14 protein-coding genes are annotated in these 18,342 nt (G+C 56.2%); 11 read left to right on the forward strand and 3 right to left on the reverse strand.

The window, feature by feature from the left end; genetic code table 11:
• Window positions 1-198: 198 nt before the first annotated feature.
• Window positions 199-672 carry a glutathione peroxidase gene (locus tag ACP5OT_RS13725; protein WP_424675877.1) on the reverse strand — a complete coding sequence of 158 codons (474 nt, stop codon included), beginning with the start codon at window positions 670-672 and terminating at the stop codon, window positions 199-201.
• A 202-nt stretch (window positions 673-874) separates the two neighbouring features.
• On the opposite strand from ACP5OT_RS13725, the gene ACP5OT_RS13730 reads away from it, so the two are divergent.
• From ACP5OT_RS13730 to ACP5OT_RS13765, 8 genes are all read left to right on the forward strand, one after another.
• Window positions 875-2,443: an ATP-binding protein gene (locus ACP5OT_RS13730; RefSeq protein ID WP_424675878.1), complete on the forward strand. Its 1,569-nt coding sequence runs from the start codon at window positions 875-877 to the stop codon at window positions 2,441-2,443.
• A 63-nt stretch (window positions 2,444-2,506) separates the two neighbouring features.
• Entirely contained in the window at window positions 2,507-3,139 is a 633-nt protein-coding gene (locus ACP5OT_RS13735; RefSeq protein ID WP_424675879.1) for a metallophosphoesterase, read from the forward strand.
• A gap of 300 nt (window positions 3,140-3,439) precedes the next feature.
• Complete coding sequence (locus ACP5OT_RS13740; RefSeq protein ID WP_428113488.1) at window positions 3,440-4,357, forward strand: DUF4032 domain-containing protein; 918 nt, start codon at window positions 3,440-3,442, stop codon at window positions 4,355-4,357.
• On the forward strand, window positions 4,344-6,590 hold the full coding sequence (locus tag ACP5OT_RS13745; RefSeq protein WP_428132435.1) for an ArnT family glycosyltransferase: 2,247 nt from the start codon (window positions 4,344-4,346) through the stop codon (window positions 6,588-6,590). Before ACP5OT_RS13740 ends, ACP5OT_RS13745 begins: the two co-directional genes overlap by 14 nt.
• On the forward strand, window positions 6,526-6,864 hold the full coding sequence (locus tag ACP5OT_RS13750) for a hypothetical protein (protein WP_428132438.1): 339 nt from the start codon (window positions 6,526-6,528) through the stop codon (window positions 6,862-6,864). Before ACP5OT_RS13745 ends, ACP5OT_RS13750 begins: the two co-directional genes overlap by 65 nt.
• Window positions 6,861-7,982 carry a winged helix DNA-binding domain-containing protein gene (locus ACP5OT_RS13755; protein ID WP_428132441.1) on the forward strand — a complete coding sequence of 374 codons (1,122 nt, stop codon included), beginning with the start codon at window positions 6,861-6,863 and terminating at the stop codon, window positions 7,980-7,982. Before ACP5OT_RS13750 ends, ACP5OT_RS13755 begins: the two co-directional genes overlap by 4 nt.
• Before the next feature lie 2 nt (window positions 7,983-7,984).
• Window positions 7,985-8,791: a lipoate--protein ligase family protein gene (locus ACP5OT_RS13760; RefSeq protein WP_428132444.1), complete on the forward strand. Its 807-nt coding sequence runs from the start codon at window positions 7,985-7,987 to the stop codon at window positions 8,789-8,791.
• Between the two features lie 278 nt (window positions 8,792-9,069).
• On the forward strand, window positions 9,070-10,254 hold the full coding sequence (locus ACP5OT_RS13765) for a serine hydrolase domain-containing protein (RefSeq protein ID WP_428132447.1): 1,185 nt from the start codon (window positions 9,070-9,072) through the stop codon (window positions 10,252-10,254).
• Between the two features lie 568 nt (window positions 10,255-10,822).
• On the opposite strand, the gene ACP5OT_RS13770 is transcribed toward ACP5OT_RS13765, so the two are convergent.
• Complete coding sequence (locus tag ACP5OT_RS13770; protein ID WP_424675886.1) at window positions 10,823-12,193, reverse strand: NAD(P)/FAD-dependent oxidoreductase; 1,371 nt, start codon at window positions 12,191-12,193, stop codon at window positions 10,823-10,825.
• 159 nt (window positions 12,194-12,352) lie between these two features.
• On the opposite strand from ACP5OT_RS13770, the gene fni reads away from it, so the two are divergent.
• Together fni and recF are read left to right on the forward strand one after the other, a co-directional pair.
• Complete coding sequence (gene fni / locus ACP5OT_RS13775) at window positions 12,353-13,393, forward strand: type 2 isopentenyl-diphosphate Delta-isomerase (protein WP_428112962.1); 1,041 nt, start codon at window positions 12,353-12,355, stop codon at window positions 13,391-13,393.
• Between the two features lie 20 nt (window positions 13,394-13,413).
• On the forward strand, window positions 13,414-14,592 hold the full coding sequence (gene recF, locus ACP5OT_RS13780; RefSeq protein ID WP_424675888.1) for a DNA replication/repair protein RecF: 1,179 nt from the start codon (window positions 13,414-13,416) through the stop codon (window positions 14,590-14,592).
• On the opposite strand, the gene malQ is transcribed toward recF, so the two are convergent.
• Window positions 14,574-16,088: a 4-alpha-glucanotransferase gene (gene malQ, locus ACP5OT_RS13785; protein WP_428132450.1), complete on the reverse strand. Its 1,515-nt coding sequence runs from the start codon at window positions 16,086-16,088 to the stop codon at window positions 14,574-14,576. The two genes, recF and malQ, sit on opposite strands and share 19 nt — an antisense overlap.
• A gap of 865 nt (window positions 16,089-16,953) precedes the next feature.
• Here malQ and ACP5OT_RS13790 point away from each other — a divergent pair.
• Window positions 16,954-18,195, forward strand: coding sequence for a BMP family lipoprotein (locus ACP5OT_RS13790; RefSeq protein WP_424675890.1), 1,242 nt, complete (start codon window positions 16,954-16,956; stop codon window positions 18,193-18,195).
• The last annotated feature ends 147 nt before the right edge of the window (window positions 18,196-18,342 follow it).

The following is an 18,342-nucleotide window of genomic DNA, read 5'->3' on the forward strand; positions in this document are numbered from 1 at the left end:
CCTCCTTCCACATGTTGCCTTTGCCGGCGGATAGGATGGTACAGCTTCACCGAAAAGAGTGAGGTGACCTATCCATCGGGGAATGAGCCGTCCACCAGCGCCGGTACAGAAAGCGCCATAGCCCTGACCGTGCGTGGGCGCAGCCAAACGAGGATGAACAAGGTTCGTTCCCCCTCATTTGGTTGACACGTTACCGGTTTACAACAACTTCACCAGATCGCGCTCGATGGAACCAATGGTATCGGTTGGGGCGTAGCGGCGCACCGGAATGCCGTTGCGGTCAACTAAAAACTTGGTAAAGTTCCACTTGATCTCGCCGTTGGGGCTGCTACCCGGCTGTTGGGCCTTGAGATAGGCAAAGAGAGGGTGGGTATTGGGGCCGTTGACCTCAATCTTGGCAAACAGGGGAAAGGTGATCGCGTAGGTTCGTATACAGAAAGCCTTGATCGCTGCTTCGTCATCCGGTTCTTGGTTGAATTGGTTGCTAGGGAAGCCGAGAACCACCAACCCGCGCTCGCGATAGCGTTGGTAAAGCAATTCCAGATCACCGTATTGTGGAGCCAATCCACAGTAACTGGCGACGTTCACAATTAAGAGCACTTTGCCGCGATAATCGGTGAGTGATTGTATCTCTCCGTCAATGGTACGAGCCGAAAAGTCGTAGATGTTCATAGTTGCTCGATGTATGAAAGTCTAAATGTTGACCTTTTAGTAGTATGATCCGATTTGCTATGCCTGTCAACCTTTGCTCGTGGGTGTGAGATAATCTTCCGCAGAACACACAGCCGACATTCATCCTCGCCGGTGTGGTATGCTGAAGCAGATACAAATGCAAACGGTATCGGCATACCACATAGCCGTTTATCGAATTGTTATGACCAAAGTGAACGAACAGCGGAATCTTTCAAAAGCGATCACGTTGCTGGATCGGGTAGTGTCAGTACCGGCAGGATGGTTAATGAACCTGTGGCGTGCGAAGCCGATGTTCAGTGCCATCCCGTTTCGCATGCGGTTGACACTTCTCTACAGCTCCTTGTTTGTGCTAGCCCTTATCGTCATTAGTGTAGGTATGCATATTGCTGTGGCGCAGACTCTCCACGCTAATGTGCAACGCGATCTAGTTGCAGCCACGCAACAAATTCGTTCGATTCTCAATGCTGTTGGCTTGCAAGGTGTCCGTACTCCGAGTGGTGAGTTACAACTGTACCTCAACAGCGATTTCATTCAACTCTTTACCAATCGCAACATCGGAGCCCAATTTTTTCGGGGTGATGGGACCTTAGTCAGCAGTACTCCCAATCTTGCTCCGTATATGCTTCCTCTACCCGATGAAGCCCTGAATATGAACGTTACCGATGAAAATGGCCTGACGGTAATCCGTGAGGTTAGTGGGGTACAGGTCAAGTCGTTGATTACACGTGTGACGTTGCACAACGGTCAGACCATCGGATTTATTCAAGTCTCACGCCCACTTAATGATGTGAATGATACCCTTGCCACATTGCAAACAATTCTGATTATCGGTGGCGTTATAGCAACGTTGGTGACCGGCATGGGTTCAATGTACTTATCAAAGCGCGCGTTGCAGCCCATCGAGCAGATCACGCAAACGGCGCAGAGTATTGTCCGCGCCGAAGATTTGGGTCGGCGAATTCCTGAGCCGGTGCAACGTGATGAAATTCATCAGTTGACGGTAACGATCAACGAACTATTATCCCGACTAGAACGACTCTTTTCTACGCAACAGCGTTTTGTTGCCGATGTCAGTCACGAACTGCGCACACCGCTCACGGTGATGCAGGGTAATCTCGAAGTCCTTGAGCGGGGTGCGAGTACCGATCCGATCCTCGTTACGGAGATGGTCGGTGATATGCGTCGGGAAACGGCGCGTCTGATTCGCATGGTGAACGATCTGTTGTTGTTAGCCCAGAGTGAAACGAACGTTGTACTACGTTATGAGCCGGTCGAGCTTGATACATTGTTGCTCGAAGTTTTTCGGGAGCTGCGATCGCTCGCCAATCAAGTGCGGTTACGGATTGGAGCTGAGGATCAGATACTGGTATACGGTGATCGAGATCGGATCAAACAAGCACTATTGAATTTAGGGGTGAATGCGTTGCAGTATACGCCACCCGGTGGGTTGGTAATTCTGAGTCTCGAACGCTATGAACACTTTGCCTGTCTGAGTGTCGCCGATACCGGGATCGGGATTAGCGAGGCCGAACGTGATCTGATCTTTGAACGTTTCTACCGGGTTGATCGTTCACGTTCGCGCCATAGTGGTGGGACCGGTTTGGGACTCTCGATTGTTAAGTGGGTGGCCGAGGCCCACGGTGGTTATGTTACCGTGGCGAGTGAAGTCGGGCGCGGAAGTACGTTTGCCATATATTTACCGTTGCCTGAACCGCCGGCAACGGCTATTACTGGCTATGGACGGCCATAGAGGATGGCCAACAGGTGGCAACTGTTGCTGTCGGTTGTTGCCGGATAAGGTACAATAGCCGGCATGCGTACACTCACGATTAGCGATGAAGTCGTTCCTGCCGTCTACAGTCTGAATATCAAGCAACGTTTCGCCGATGTACGCCTCGTGCTGGCCTGCGGTGATCTGCCGATCTATTACCTTGAGTTTGTAGTGACGATGCTTGGTCAGCCCTGTTTCTATGTCTGGGGCAACCACGATTCGCCGGAGGTGCAAGCCGATGGGCAAGTGGTCAGCTACGCCCGTGGCGCGGTCTGTGTCGAAGATCGCGTGGTGCGCCATCAAGGATTGTTGATCGGCGGTTTGGGCGGTTCGATACGCTACAAGCCCGATGGCCATCACCAGTACACAGAGACACAGATGATGCTGCGGGTGTGGCGGATAGCGCCGCGCCTGTTGCTCAACCGGCTGCGCTATGGCCGGTATCTTGATGTCTTGCTGACCCATGCGCCGCCGCTCGGCATTCACAACGGCCCCGATTACCCCCATCGCGGCTTTCGCGCGTTGCTATTGATGATGCAGTGGTTTCGCCCACGGTATCTCATCCACGGCCATATCCATCTCTCATATGGCTTTAGCCATACTACCGAGACCCAGGTTGGTGATACCCTCGTGATCAATACAGCCGGCTACCGTTTACTTGATCTGGTTGTGTAATACACGAGGTTGGAGTTCGCGGAAGTTGTTGGCTGGCTGTCAAGCATGTGCCGCGATGGTGCCTGTGCTTGCCCGTAATCATCCCCTCGCTTTGTGGGTCATTCGGCGAAGGAAGTCTTCTCGCTCGTTGTTACCATCTTCCAATTTATTGAGATGGTTCTTTATGCAACTTTTTGTGTTGCAATCGCGCCTGACTCATGGTACGCTACTCGCGAAAACGGCCGTCGGCGTTGCCGGTCGGTAGAGCGCATTGTTTCTGCGCTGACCATCAATTGTTGGTGATGCCGAAAGGAGTGGCCGATGTCAGCCATTCAAGCAATCGTTCATGATGAATTTACCCGCATTCGCCGCGATCAGATGCTACGCGAACTGCTGGCGCTGATTACCCGTCGTCCCAACGAACTGTTACCGTTCGATGAGGTGCGGGCGCGGCTGAATGTGCGTGGTCAACATTATCTCGGTCATCAGACCGTTCCGCTTGACAAGATTGTCGGGAGCGAAGGTCGCTACAGTGACTTTGATCGACAGTTTGCGCCGCGCCATAACGCTAATCGTTTGCGCTGGATGAATATCGATCGTGCCCATCACGAGGGGGTACCGTTGCCCGCAGTTGAGTTGTATAAGCTGGGCGATATCTATTTTGTCAAAGACGGCCATCATCGGATTTCGGTGGCCCGCTTCCAAGGTCAGCGTGAGATCGATGCGATTGTGACCGAGCTGGTGGTTGATGTACCACTCAATCCCAATCTGAGTTTGCGCGATCTGCTGCTGAAAGAGGAATATAGTGACTTTCTCGAATGGACCGGTCTTGCCGATCTGCGACCAGAGCAGCGGATCGAGTTTAGCGAGCCAGGTGGCTATCTCGATTTGGTTCGGCATATTAATGCACACCGTTACTATTTGGGGCAAGAGTTGGGCCGTCCGGTTACACGCGAAGAGGCGGTAACGAGCTGGTACGATAATGTCTATATGCCGGTGATCGAAGTGATTAGGCAGCAACATGCCCTTCGTTACTTTCCCGGTCGTACCGAAGCCGATCTCTATCGTTGGATTATGGATCATCGTTGGTATATGCGTGAACGCAACGGTGGCGCTGATCCGGGGCCGTTGGTCGCAGCATCAGATTATGTGCGGCTCTTTGGCCGGCGGAGTCTGGCGATGCTGACAGATTGGTTGCTTAGTGCGCTGCGTGGAAAGCCGGCAGTTGGATCGAGCTGAAGGACCCAATCGGCGACGTGGTATAATACGCGCCGTGATCCGCAATCATCTTCTCCCAACTTTGCATCGCTGGCCGGCCGTGTGGTTGCCGATTGCACTGACGAGTATCGCAGTGCTGTTGTTGTTGTTGCCCATATCTCGGCCGGCACATTATTGGCGGGTCGGCGAAGATTACGAACCGATCCTTGTCGGTTTGTATGAAAATGAACAGAATGAAACCGATCTCTTTCGCTGGTCGCAGCCCCAAGCTGCACTGTTTTTGTACGGCTATCGCGGTGTGGCGGCCTTAGTTGAGTTGCGGTTGGCCGCACCACGCGCGCCGGGTATGCCACCGGCACAGGCGGTGTTTACCGATCACGAAGGCCTTTTGGCCGTAGCTACCATCGCCGGTTACTGGCGACGGTATCGCTTGATCGTCCCGACCACAACCACTACCGATACCGTCGTGCGTTGGACGACCGATCCGTATGTGTCAACACGCGATGTTCGCGAATTGGGGTTGGCACTGAGTGGTGTGAAGCTATTAGCGCTGGTCGGTCAACCACCACTGAGTAATCAAACGGTTGCTTGGGGAACCCTACCCTTGCTGGTCTGGATGGCGGCAACCGTCTGGCGTTGGCCGGATCGGTGGCGGATCGCTGCGACTGGGTTGGCCGTCATACCGGCGCTCGGTTTGGTACTGTTTCCTGTGGCCGCAGAGTATTGGTTGCCGAGTATGCCGTGGCTGTGGTGGCCGGTGTTACCAGCGCTCGCGTTGGTGATATGGCCGGAGCTTGCGGCTGGCTGGCGTTCGGTAGCCCAATGGGCGGCTGCCCGGCCAATCGTGGGTTGGATGGGGCTGGTCGTAGCATTAGCTAGCCTCTTCGCCTTGCGGGCTGGCGCTCTGGCGTGGATTGCGTTGCCGCTCGTGTTCGGCGGGGTTGGGTTGGCATGGCCCCTGATTACTGATTCTGAAGAACGTTCTATATGGCCAATCGATCACTTGTTGGTTGCGATAACCGGTGTGGCCTTGCTCACACGACTGGTCGCGCTTGACCAAATGCCGGTGGCGCTGTGGCGTGATGAGGCTCGCCATGGTTTGCTCGCGTTACGGATCTGGTCAGAACCTGATTTTCGTCCGATCTATGTGCCGGTTGTAGCCGATCTGCCGGCATTGTTGTTTTATCTGATGGCCCCCGTTGTCGGGATCCTGGGGCCGCATGTGTGGAGTGTCCGGCTCGTCAGTGCGGTAGCCGGTGCCCTTACCCCGCTCGCACTGTATTGGTTCGTTGCGCCGATCATTGGGCGGCGGACTGCCGTATTAAGCGCAGCACTGTTGGCTTGGTCGTCGTGGTCACTCAGTATGAGCCGGTGGGCTTTTCCGGCAACGCTCGATCATGTGTTGGTTCTGACGGCAGCCGGTTTGCTTTGGCGGGGATTGGATCCGAACCGACGTGGCTGGTGGGTCTGGTGCTCGGTGGCGTTGGCTGCATTGCTAGGTGGGCTAGCTGTCTATACCTACCACACCGGGCGGCTAGCACCACTAGCATTAGCCGTTGTGGTCTTATTCCGGCTTAGTCGTGATCGAGAACGTTGGCGTCTGACTTGGTCACGACTCGCGCTGGCAGCCCTTATCGGTGCCATCGTGGTAATGCCGCTAGTGTGGTATCTGCTGACCGATAGTTTCGGGTTTAACCGGCGTGTTGGTTCGGTCTCGATCTTTCAAGCCGATAGTCTCAACCGCCACCGTCCGCTTGATTTTTTGGCCGAAAATATCGTGGCCCATGGCTTGATGTGGCACATTCAGGGTGAATCCAACGGTCGCCATCATCTCCCATCGGCGCCAATGGTCGATCCGGTGGTCGGTCTGTTCTTGCTGCTCGGTATTGGTGTGGCGTGGCGGGCGCGGTCTACGGCAGGGGTTTTATTGGCGCTCTGGCTGCTCTACTACATCCCAGGTCTGTTAAGCTTCAATGCGCCGCATGCTATGCGATCGCTCGGCACCCTCGCGCCGGCTTGTGCGCTGGCCGGGTGGGGGTTGAGCCGGTTGGCGTCCGGTGCGCAGTGGCGGCGCTGGTTGATCCCTGCCGCGCTTGCCGGTAGCTTGGCCGTGAACCTGTGGGTCTATTTCGGCTTGATGTGGCACGATCCTCGGGGGTACGGTGAGTTTGTATCGAACCGAGACGGTCATGACGCAGATTGTGCGGAATGCGGCGACACAACCACAACCAGTACCGGTTTATCTACCACGTGAGTGGGCGCTGAGCGATACGGTACGTTTTCTTACTGCCGATCTCGCACCGGCACAGCAGGTCCGTATCTGGCGCGGCTCGTTGGTCGGTGATGATGATGTGCTCGTCGTCTTGCCCGTCTCGGCCGATGCCACCACGGTTGCCGTCGTCCTTAACGCACTTGGGTCCGCAGGCAGAGAGGTGGAATCGTCGCCAACCATCCCAACCGGCGGCGAACCGCTTGTACGAGTATTTGCCCGTGGTGCGGCGGCGCTGGCCGTGATGAGGTCGCCATGAGGAAAGCACTAGTAGACATTACTATTGAACAAGTAGCGGCAGCCCGGATTGTGCAGAATGGGCTGTTCAAACCGTTTGCCGATCCGGTGACGGCAGCACAGCAGTTGGCGGGTGTCCAGGCACAAATCCTGCCTGCCGCTGTCTTAGCCTTGTGGAATCGGGTGCCTGGCTTGACGAACACTCAGTTTGAGCAATTGTTGTACCATGAGCGAGCACTCGTGCGCTTATGGGGACAACGCCATACGCTGCACGTGTACGCAGCCGGTGATTGGCCGTTGATCTATGCGGCCCAAGCCGAACGTGTTACTTCTTGGGAGCTAGAAATGTTGCGCGATGGGTGGGATTCGGCAGCGTGCGAGGCGTTTATCACCCGTGTGGCGCAGTGGTTGTACGAGCACGAAACGATGGGCCGCAGTGACGTGCGTCGGTTGATACCTACGATTGATGAACGTCATTTGTCCGGTTGGGGTGGTATTTTTTCAGTTCTGGCTCGACGTGGTCTGGCCTGCCACGCTGCACCGCACGGTGGTGAAGCGCGTATGGCTCACCGGCTACGCTGGTTGCCCGATCTCGCGTGGCATCCGCCGCCAACCGATGAGGCCAATGCTGAGTTGATGCGTCGCTATCTGGCTACCTTCGGTCCGGCCTACCCTGCTGACATAACCTGTTGGCGTGGGCGGACGCAGGCTGAGATAAAACGCTGGTTGGCGATGTTGGGTGATGAGGTAGTAAAAGTGACGGTGGCTGGGAAGTCGGCATGGTGGCTCCAGTGCCGGGTCGAACGCATTTGTGAACTGCCAGCGCTAGCCGATCTGCCACCGCGTTTGCTCGGTCGGTTTGATCCACTCTTGCTTGGTACACGTGATCGGAGCTGGTTGGTTGATGCGGTAGGCTATAAGCAGGTTTGGCGGCCCGCTGGCCATGTCGAGGCGACAATCTTGTTAGCGGGGCGGATTGCCGGTACGTGGCGTTACGATTGGCATGGGGAAACGTTGCATGTCACGTTGCGACCATTTACCCCATTGCCACCGGCAGTACGAACGCAGCTTGAATTGTTAGCCGCCGGGGTCGCTGCGCATTTCGGCGCACCGTTGGGAGCATGCCGATGGGTGGAATGAACATGTGGCGCCGGTTGCCGCCAGCTCACGGTGATCCGGCGAGCGAGTTGGCTGCCGGCGCGGCGATGCTGGCCGGCTTGACGACCACGCCCCAACCGGCGATTCGCTGGTATGCCGCCGCGTCCCAGCCGGCGTTGGTGATCGGTTCGGGCCAGAAGTTGAGCGAGGTTGATCAGGCGGCCTTGGCGAATGCTGGCACCACGCTGCATCGGCGAGCCAGCGGCGGTACGGCCGTGCTCTTCGTGCCCGGCTTCTTGATGCAAGATATTGCCCTGCCGATTGATCATCCTCTTGCCCTGCCCGACGTTAGCGAGTCGTACCGCTGGCTGGGTGAAGTGTGGCAAGCGACGTTGGCTCACTTTGGCGTGCAGGCCGATCTGATTACCATTGCGGCAGCGCGGTCCGACCGAGCATCGCTCGATCCGCTGGTAGCGCGGGCATGTTTTGGTGGTTGGTCGCCCTACGAATTGCTTGTTGCCGGGCGTAAATTGGTTGGATTTGCCCAGGTTCGTCGGAGAGAAGGTCTCTTGTTTCAGGTTGGAGTGTATACCCATTGGCCGGGAGCGCAATTGGCGGCGCTGTTGGCTATTTCTGAATCTGAACGCCGACTCTTGGTGGAACGGCTGGCAGAACGGGTGACCGATCTCGTCACTGTCTGCACTAACCCGCCCGATCTCGCATCCTTGGCAGCCGCATTTGCCGTCGCGCTCTGTCAGCGGTACGATGTAACTATCACGCCTTCCGATTGGACGGCGGCAGAATTGGTGGCGATGGCGGCGGCGCAGAACCGGTTTGCGCCCTTGGGATGAGGTTTACCACCGAGGTCACAGAGTGCGCAGAGAGTTATTCTAATCCTTTGCGTCCCTTAGCGCGCTTCGCGTCTTTGCGTTGAACATCTCTGCGCCTTTGCTCGCTTCGCGCCTTTGCGTTGAACATCTCTGCGCCTTTGCTCGCTTCGCGCCTTTGCGTTGAACATCTCTGCGCCTTTGCTCGCTTCGCGCCTTTGCGTTGAACATCTCTGCGTCTTTGCTCGCTTCGCGTCTTTGCGTTGAACATCTCTGCGCCTTTGCTCGCTTCGCGTCTTGATATGTCTATGCGCTGCTTGACGATTGCTATATCCATCCTCGCCATCATCGTGTTGACCGCCTGCGGCCAACGCGATCCGGTCATCTCGGCGTGGGTGCCGGTGGGACCGCAGCCGACCATCTTGCCCAGCGTCACCCCCAACCGGCCGTTGCCGGCCAGCACCCCCTTAGTGGCGGTCATGGAACCGGTGCGTCCGACGCCAACGCCGAGCTTGGTTGATATCGCCACCCAAATCGACCTCTACCTGCGCGATCTGACCGAAAAAGGCCAATTTCGCGGTTCGGTGCTGGTGGCGACGCAGGGGCGCATCTTGGTGGCCCGTGGCTACGGACAGGCCAACGTCGAGCGCGATCTGCCCAACACGGCTCAGACCCGCTTCCGCATCGCTTCGATCACCAAGCCATTCACGGCGCTGGCGATAATGCAGTTACAAGCGGCGGACAAACTCAACGTCAACGAATCGGTCTGCCGCTACCTACCCGACTGCCCGCCGGCATGGCAACCGATCACGCTCCACCACCTCCTCACCCACACCGCCGGCATTCCGAACTACACCGACTTCCGCGACTTCGAGCAACTCGAACGTTCGCCGGTCACGCCGACCCAGCTCGCAGCCCGGTTTCGCAACTTGCCGCTCGACTTCGCACCGGGCAGCGCCTTTCGCTACGGCAATTCCAACTATGTCGTGCTGGGGTTGGTCATCGAAGCGGTGAGCGGCCAATCCTACGCTGATTACATCCGCGCCAACATCTTCGTGCCGGCGGGTATGACCAACAGCGGCTACGACAGCGGCGACGCCTCGGCGCTCAACGGTACTGTTGGCTATATAGGGCCGGGCGCGGAACGGGCGATTCCGATTGACACGAGTAATCTCTACAGCGCCGGTGGTCTCTATTCGACGGTTGAAGACCTGTATCGCTTTGTGACCGCGCTTAACAGCGGCCAACTCCTCCCCGCCGCCGAATTGAACCAGATGTATACACCGGTTCGTAATAACTATGGCTACGGTTGGAAGATCGAAGATCGCAATGGGAGAACGGTGATATATCACCCCGGCTTTATCTCAGGTGCGGTCTCGCACCTTGCCTATTATCCCGACACCCAGAGTGTCGTGATCGTCTTGAGCAATATGGAACGAACGAATGCTGATGCTATTGCCGCAACTATCGGTGCGATGCTACCGTGAGGGGAGACAAGGGGATCGTCAAGCGTCACATGCCCACGATCAGGCTGGCTCGCATGGCGTAGCAGCATCACATGTGAACCTTCCGGCTAATATGTATTGCCAGCGCATGATAGCCGGAACAATGGCGCATTCATCCCGGGAACGATGTGTCATTGAGCTGAGCTATGTCATTGCGAGCCGCCGGAGGCGGTGAAGCAATCCCTCGCAATAGTGGGAGCTGTGCCTACATGAGGTTGCTTTTGCTGAAACGTGAGCCCCATCGCAAGGACAGCAAAGTGGGGGCGCCTACAATAGCAGCGCACGAAAGAGAAAGATAAGGTTATCTATGGTGAATGAGATGCATAATCAATCTTCGAGTCCTCCGGTAGCGTTGGAACCGCGTTACATCACTCGTGTCCCAAACGAGCAGATTATACTGTATGAAGGTCTCATCCATATTTAGAGCGCCATTCAGATCGATGAAACTCAGGTAAGTTTAATAAAATAACGCGAAACATAATATTCGCCTGCTACTGGAATTGGCGCGGATACCGGTTGACATTCCCAATGATCAACAATATATATTATCTCACAACTGCCCGGTTTCGCCCCAGTGCGCCAGTTGCGCCCGGTAGGCCGGATCGTCGTAACGAGCCGGATGAAAGGCAGCAGCGTAGTTCGGCAACAGTGATCCGGTCATGTGGGCAGCCAACAGTTCGGCGGCAGCCAGGGCCGCCATAATGCCATAACCGGCCAGGGCACCAATGACAAACGCGCCTTCAACTGATAGCGGACCGATCAGTGGCCGGTTTTCCGGCGTACAAGTGTAGTATCCGCCGTCGAGATACGCGCGCGGCAACCGTTCAACATAGGCCTGTAAGCCGGGTAGCATCGTTGTCATCCCCCGTAGCGCAATCTCGAAAAAGGTATCATCGAGCGGTATCGGGAAGTGAGCTGTGCGGGCGGTGGGATCGTGCGGGTGGTAGTCCCAGAGGACGAGAACTTGTTGGTTGCTTCCTTCACCCTCAGGGCGACAATGCACTCCTGCCGGGAGTGGTGCGGTTAACCATGCGGTCCCCGGATCGGCGTCTAGTTCCGCTCGTTCCGCCTCACTCCACGCCAGCTCGACCGGATCGCCCCAGATCAAGAGTGGTGCTGTGCGCGGTACCACACCGAGCGTATCGGCAAAGGCAGCTTTGAGATGTAACTGGTTATGGACCGGTAGGTCAAGGCCGAGTAATTCGCCGACCGCAGCAAGATGCGGTCCGGCTGCATTGACAAAGCATGGTGTGGCAATTTGTTCACTCCCACCCGGCGTTGCAACCGTCACCGCTATTACCCGTCCGCTGCGCTGTACAACTGCCGTCACACGCCCATGCACGAGCTGAACGCCGGCAGCTCGTGCCTTCTCCAACAGCATTGCGCCAAGCTGTTGTGCGCTGAACCAACCGCAGCGGCGGGCATGCAAGACAGCAACTGTCGCCGGGTTAAGGGAAGGAAAATGCTGTCGGATCAAGGTAGGATCAAGCAGCAGATCAATCCCCGCCGGCGCCTCACGCCAGTCGTGGGAGATAGGCTGGTACGCAGTCTGCATACTCTGGTGAATACGGAGCGGTCCGGCACCGCGTTGGGCTACTCGTTCCGCCTGCATGTGCCACTGGATAGCACGCTGTGGGTCAGCAGTCGCATACAGATACCCACGCCGGTTGAGCCGAATCCGATTATGACTGACCAGGGCAATCTCTTCCAATCGATCAATGCTACGGTTCATGAGCGCCATCATCGCCTCGTCCGGCCACCAGTTTCGGTAGCATTCGGTTGATTTATCACTGGTCAACGTCAGAGGAGTGCCGGCTTCAACCAGTACAACGTTATGCCGACCATGCACGATGGCGAGTTCGTGCGCGAGCGCGACACCGGCAATGCCGGCGCCACAAATGACTACATCGGCGTGCATCATCGTCTGTTTCTCTTTCTTACTCACCGTAAACAACGTTGCAATGAATACCGGAACGTATGATACCAAATCTACCGTGTTTGACGCCCCTCTCTTTTGTTGGTATGATCCGTCTAAAGGGGTTAACGTGGGTCTCCCTCCTTACCTGTGTAGGAGTTTGCTATGCCCGGTGACGACAGAACTGAATCGCGCAAAGTAGATCACATCCGAATCGTGCTCAACGAAGACGTTGCTGCCAAGGGTGTCGTTACCGGTTTTGCCGCCTACCGTCTACCTCACCGCGCATTACCCGAACTCGATCTCAACGAGGTTGATACACGCACCACCTTTCTCGGTAAACCTATCGCTGCACCATTGCTGATCAGCTCAATGACTGGCGGCACCTCCAGCGCCGAGAAGATCAACCTTGCGCTAGCCGAGGCCGCTGAGTATCTCGGTTTACCGATGGGGGTTGGCTCGCAGCGAGCTGCAGTGATGGATCCGCGTCTTGCGAGTACTTATCAGGTACGTCGTGTTGCACCACGGATTCCGCTATTAGCGAACGTTGGTGCCGTCCAACTCAATTACGGCTTTACCGTCGATCATTGCCGACGGGCGGTTGAGATGATCGAGGCTGATGCGTTGATTTTGCATTTAAACCCCCTCCAAGAAGCCGTACAACCGGAAGGTGACGTGAATTTTAAAGGCTTACTGAACAAGATCGAAGAGGTCTGTCGTCGCCTTGAAGTACCGGTTGTCGCCAAAGAGGTTGGGAACGGGATCGGTGCGGCTGACGCGATCCGGCTATACGAAGTCGGAGTGCGCATTATCGATGTCGCCGGTGCCGGTGGTACGAGTTGGAGTGAAGTCGAACGCTTCCGCCAACCAAACGATACCGGGCGGCGGGTGGCCGGTGCATTCGCCGATTGGGGTTTGCCGACGACCGAATGCGTGCGTGAGGTGCGGGCGGCGTTACCTGATGTCACGCTCATCGCTTCAGGTGGGGTGCGGAGTGGTGTGGACGTGGCAAAGGCCATTGCATTGGGGGCCGATCTGGCCGGAACGGCGCGGCCTGCCCTCTTTGATGCGATCAATGAACGTGGTGCCGAGGCGGTGATCGAGGGATTGAGCGCATTTATTCGTGAGTTGCGGGTGGCGATGTTCTGCAGCGGTTGCGCGAACTTGAGCGAGTTACGTAATCTCCGTCTCGGTATGCGCTCGTAATCCGCTGCTGCGACCTGCGTATGTACATTCATCACCTTGCCTTGCGCGATTTTCGCAACTACCGGCGGCAAGACGTGGCACTCTCGCCGACAACAATTCTCTTGTACGGCCCGAATGCTGCTGGTAAGACGAGCCTCCTTGAGGCTATTTTTTATCTCGCCACTACGCGCTCGCCTCGTCTCAGCAGCGATCGCGACCTCGTGCGCTGGGATGCAGTCGGTGAAGCCGGTGCACCACCTTTTGCCCGGATTGTAGCCGATGTTGAGCGTCGGATCGGACCGGTACGGCTTGAAATACTGGTGCAGCGCCGGATCGATGATGGTGGTCAGCCGCTAAACGGTGCGCAAAAATTGGTGCGGATCGATAAGCGTCCGGCGCGAGCGATTGATCTGATCGGTCAGTTGCGGGTGGTGCTCTTTACCCCTACCGATGTCATGCTGGTTGATGGCCCACCCGCCGAACGGCGGCGCTACCTCGACATTACCCTCTCACAGCTCGATCCACACTACGTGCGAACCCTGGCGTATTACCAGAAGATTCTGTTGCAGCGCAATAGTCTCTTGCGCACATGGCGTGAACAACGTCGCTTGCCCCGCAATGTTGATGCCGAGTTGGGGTATTGGGATCAGGAACTAGCCGCTGCCGGAGGATATGTGTTAGCTGAACGGTTGCGCGCCGTCGTGGAATTGAGCGTGCTGGCCGGACCTCTCTACCGTAAGATTAGCGGTGGCGAACACGAATTGCAGATCGAGTATATTGCCAGTTGTGACCTCGACGCAGCACGTGATGCCGGCAGTCTGGCCGAACGCCTACGCTTAGCCTTTGCCGCTCAGCGTACCGATGAGTTGGCCCGCGGGCAGACGCTCTGTGGCCCGCACCGCGATGATCTCGTTTTCAGCGTTGCCGGTGTGAACCTTGGTCGGTATGGTTCACGTGGTCAACAACGTTCCATCGCCCTGGCGCTCAAGATCGGTGAAGCTGAGCTAATGCAGCAACGTGGTGGTGATGCACCGGTGCTTTTACTCGATGATGTTTTGAGCGAACTTGACAATCAACGCCGCATGCATCTGCTTGACCTCATTCTGCGTCCGCAACAACAAACTCTACTTACGGCTACCGACCTGAGCGACTTTAGTGCTGATTTTCTCGCCGCCGCTCGTCGCTTTCGTGTCGAAGATGGTCAGCTTTTTGCCGGTTGAAGCCGACCATAGGCATACGTCAGTTGACGCAACTGTATCGCTAGTTCTTCCTGGAGCGCATCAGCCGCAAACCGCCACGCCCAGTTGCCACCGAGGCGACCCGGCATATTCATCCGTGCTTCTGAGCCGAGCCGTAACACATCTTGCAAAGGGGTAATTACGTAATTGGCAACTGACATCATCCCCAGCCGCATCAGATCCCATGCAATATCAACCGTCTGTTCATCACGGCCAAGATAGGTGAGAACGGCGGCCCGGCTGGCCGGATCGAGGGTGTTGAACCAGCCTAACGTGGTGTCGTTATCGTGGGTGCCGGTGTAGACGACATAATTCGTTGTGTAGTTGTGTGGCAGGTAAGGGTTGTTCGGATTATCACCGAAGGCAAAATGGAGCACCTTCATGCCAGGTAGCTCGAATGCGAGCCGCAGTTCTTCTACTTCGGGTGTAATCAGACCGAGGTCTTCGGCGATAATCGGTAAATCACCTAACTCGGCATGCAAAACGTGAAACAGATCGGCGCCCGGGCCTTTCACCCACCGCCCCTCAACCGCTGTCGGCGCACTGGCCGGCACTTCCCAGTAGGCTTCAAACCCGCGAAAATGATCAAGACGCAGCACATCGTACAACGTAAGCGCCTGTCGCATCCGTGCTACCCACCAGCGATAACCGGTAGCGGCCATTTTATCCCACCGATAGAGCGGATTCCCCCAGCGCTGACCAGTGGTGCTGAAGTAATCTGGTGGGACACCGGCGACCACCGTTGGCATTCCCTGCGCATCAACGTAAAAGAGATCGCGATGTGCCCAGACATCGACGCTATCGTCAGCGACAAAAATCGGTGCATCGCCGATAATAATCACACCTTGTCGATTGGCATATTCCTTCAGTGATTGCCATTGGCGGAAGAAGAGGAATTGCACATACTGGTGAAAGTCAATCTTCACCGCAAGATCGCAGCGGATACGGGCCAATGCCTCCGGCTTGCGGTCGCGCAGATCGGGTGCCCAATTATGCCAACTGCCGCCGCCTTGCGCCTCTTTGATCGCCATAAACAGGGCATAATCCGCCAGCCACTCTGCATTCTCGAGGCAAAATCGTGTGTAAGCTTGATGGAGCGGTGTGCCACGGCTGCTACGAAACCGTTCAAAACTCTGCCGAAGGAGGGTTTGCTTGGCCGGAATAAGCGAACCGAACTCGACCCGTTCTGTCGGAAGATGATCGAGTGTGGCCCGAGCTTCGTCGACGGTTAAGAGATTGTGTTCGATGAGGTCATCAATACTGATCAGAAGTGGATTGCCGGCAAAGGCCGAAAAGCACTGGTAAGGTGAGTCTCCGTAACCGGTTGGGCCAAGTGGCAAAACCTGCCAGAGCGATTGTCCGGCTGCCACCAAAAAGTCGACAAACCGGTATGCCATCGGGCCTAAATCGCCGATCCCCCATGGTCCGGGTAATGATGAGGGATGGAGCAAAATACCACTTGCGCGCTGAAATTGCATAATAGTACTCCAATACCTAACCAACGAACTGGCCGGTATTGTAGCATACTGTTGCGGATGCAATCAATGCAATATCGGCAACGCTGTGTTGTAGTCCAGGTGCCACTACGCCGGGCCAAGATGAGTGTGTACTACGTGTTGCTTGGCGATGGGCTGCAACAGGTATAAATGCACAAGAACCCGATTGTGCGCCGTCCAGTATTACCACCGCCAAAGGCAATCGCCCAAGTATCGGGAATGGCATCTGCGGTCTGATTGACGACAATAACACTGCTCGCGTCGACGCGAAAAACGCGAATCCTGACCAACGTAGCCGCGACTCTGTGCGCCGATGAATCCACCGGCGGTGACGACGGTAAGAGGTTGTCTCATGCCGTCGTTGCGTGGTCAGGGCAGCTCGGCTCGCTTGTCCATGATTCCACGGACCAACGGCATCATAATGATGTGTGTTCATACCACCGGTACTGGAACCAGGTGCGCTCGAATCCGTTCAATGAGTGTGGTTATCACTGCTTTCAGTCGCCGGTGTGCGTGTGAAGATGCTGATCGGTAACCTAGTACGAAATGCGCCACATAGTGAGAATCCATGTGGGGTTTGGTTCGATTTGGACTACACTGATCATGCCTGACCACTTCTCTATCCTGCTTCAATTGACAGTCGCGTCTACCTCGGATATACTCGCCGCGTAATCGGGCGCTCCGCAATAGCGCCCTGATCGGCGAAGAAGCCGGCAGGGAAGCCCTCCCCGTTAGAGGTGCGTATCTGCGCAAACCGTCTCGGCGCAGCGATGGCCGTCATCGTCATCGATTGCACCGCTTCGTTGCTCTGGTATAAGGTTTGCAGATGCTTGTAAGGAGTCGACCGATGAGAAACCAAGGTGTCCGTTGGCTGTTGCCGGTTATCATGTTCTTCAGCCTGATCCTAACTGCGTGTGGAACGCAGCCGACAGCCGCACCCACCGCTGCTCCGGCAGCCGAACCGACGACGGCGCCGGCGGCTTCTGCCGAAGAGTTTACCTTCGGTATGGTGCTCGTAGGCCCGATCAATGACGGTGGTTGGAATCAGGCCCATTACGAAGGCGCTCAGTATGTCGTCGAGAAACTGCCCGGCGTCAAGTTTATCTATATCGACAAAGTAAACCCCGCCGATCGACCGAATGTGAAGGTGGAGCAGGTGATCGAAGAGCTGATCGGGCAAGGGGCAAAACTGGTGATTACCAATTCAGCCGAGTTTGCCGATGGTACCAACATCGCAGCCGCTGCGCATCCCGATGTCTTCTTCATCCACACTTCCGGTGATAAAGTGCTGACCGGCGAAGCGCCGTCGAATGTGCGCAATCTGATGGGGCGGATGGAATACGGGAAGATGATTGCTGGCTGTGCCGCAGCTTTGACCACCGAAGCCGGTAAGTTGGCCTACCTCGGTCCGCTGATCGATCCCGAAACTCGTCGCTTGGTGAATTCGGCTTACCTCGGCGCCCGCTACTGCTGGGAGACGTACCGTGGTCGTCCGGCCAGCGAACTGGCGTTTAAGGTGACGTGGATCGGTTTCTGGTTCAACATTCCCGGTGTGACCCTCGATCCGACAAAGGTAGCGAATGATTTTATTAACGAGGGCTACGATGTGATCCTGTCGGGCATTGATACCACCGAGGCGATTGTTGAGGCCAACAAGGCGACGCAAGCCGGGAAACGGGTGTTTGCAGTCCCCTACGATTTTAAGGGAGCATGTGCGCAGGGTGAAGCTGTTTGTTTGGGAGTGCCGTACTTTAACTGGGGACCTGATTATAAGCGGTTGGTAGAGCTGGCCCGCTCAGGTAAGTGGGAGCCGGCATGGGAATGGACAGGGCCGAATTGGAGCAACCTCAATGATCCTGACACAAGCATGATCGGTTTTGTCAAAGGTTCTGCGCTGAGCGCCGAGAATGCGGCAAAGCTTGATGCGTTCATCGCTAAACTGGCCGATGGAAGTTTGAACCTGTTCACCGGCCCCCTCTATTATCAAGACGGTAGCGTCTTCGTTCCTGAAGGTCAAGTTGCTGATGACAAAACGATTTGGTATACACAGCAGTTATTAGCCGGTATCGAAGGTCAAAGCGCACCGTAAGCAAAAGCCGGGAGCGCGAGGGGGTAGTTTTATAGATTTCTCGCTGCACTCGAAAGGACACAGTGGTCGAAGATTGCTCGCGGCGCGCGCAATGACAAGGGGGTCACCTGACGGGGCCACGATGAACGCCGTGTGCCATCCTCCCCG

It is taken from the genome of Chloroflexus sp. (assembly GCF_049970315.1).
GTDB lineage: Bacteria > Chloroflexota > Chloroflexia > Chloroflexales > Chloroflexaceae > Chloroflexus.

What these genes read in the sequence shown, in the direction of transcription:
- ACP5OT_RS13770 (WP_424675886.1), bottom strand. Translation starts at nt 12,193, where the DNA reads ATGATGCACGCCGATGTAGTCATTTGTGGCGCCGGCATTGCCGGTGTC.
- ACP5OT_RS13750 (WP_428132438.1), top strand. Translation starts at nt 6,526, where the DNA reads ATGACGCAGATTGTGCGGAATGCGGCGACACAACCACAACCAGTACCG.
- malQ (WP_428132450.1), bottom strand. Translation starts at nt 16,088, where the DNA reads ATGCAATTTCAGCGCGCAAGTGGTATTTTGCTCCATCCCTCATCATTA.
- ACP5OT_RS13765 (WP_428132447.1), top strand. Translation starts at nt 9,070, where the DNA reads ATGTCTATGCGCTGCTTGACGATTGCTATATCCATCCTCGCCATCATC.
- ACP5OT_RS13760 (WP_428132444.1), top strand. Translation starts at nt 7,985, where the DNA reads ATGTGGCGCCGGTTGCCGCCAGCTCACGGTGATCCGGCGAGCGAGTTG.
- fni (WP_428112962.1), top strand. Translation starts at nt 12,353, where the DNA reads ATGCCCGGTGACGACAGAACTGAATCGCGCAAAGTAGATCACATCCGA.
- ACP5OT_RS13725 (WP_424675877.1), bottom strand. Translation starts at nt 672, where the DNA reads ATGAACATCTACGACTTTTCGGCTCGTACCATTGACGGAGAGATACAA.
- ACP5OT_RS13755 (WP_428132441.1), top strand. Translation starts at nt 6,861, where the DNA reads ATGAGGAAAGCACTAGTAGACATTACTATTGAACAAGTAGCGGCAGCC.
- ACP5OT_RS13730 (WP_424675878.1), top strand. Translation starts at nt 875, where the DNA reads ATGACCAAAGTGAACGAACAGCGGAATCTTTCAAAAGCGATCACGTTG.
- recF (WP_424675888.1), top strand. Translation starts at nt 13,414, where the DNA reads ATGTACATTCATCACCTTGCCTTGCGCGATTTTCGCAACTACCGGCGG.
- ACP5OT_RS13740 (WP_428113488.1), top strand. Translation starts at nt 3,440, where the DNA reads ATGTCAGCCATTCAAGCAATCGTTCATGATGAATTTACCCGCATTCGC.
- ACP5OT_RS13790 (WP_424675890.1), top strand. Translation starts at nt 16,954, where the DNA reads ATGAGAAACCAAGGTGTCCGTTGGCTGTTGCCGGTTATCATGTTCTTC.
- ACP5OT_RS13735 (WP_424675879.1), top strand. Translation starts at nt 2,507, where the DNA reads ATGCGTACACTCACGATTAGCGATGAAGTCGTTCCTGCCGTCTACAGT.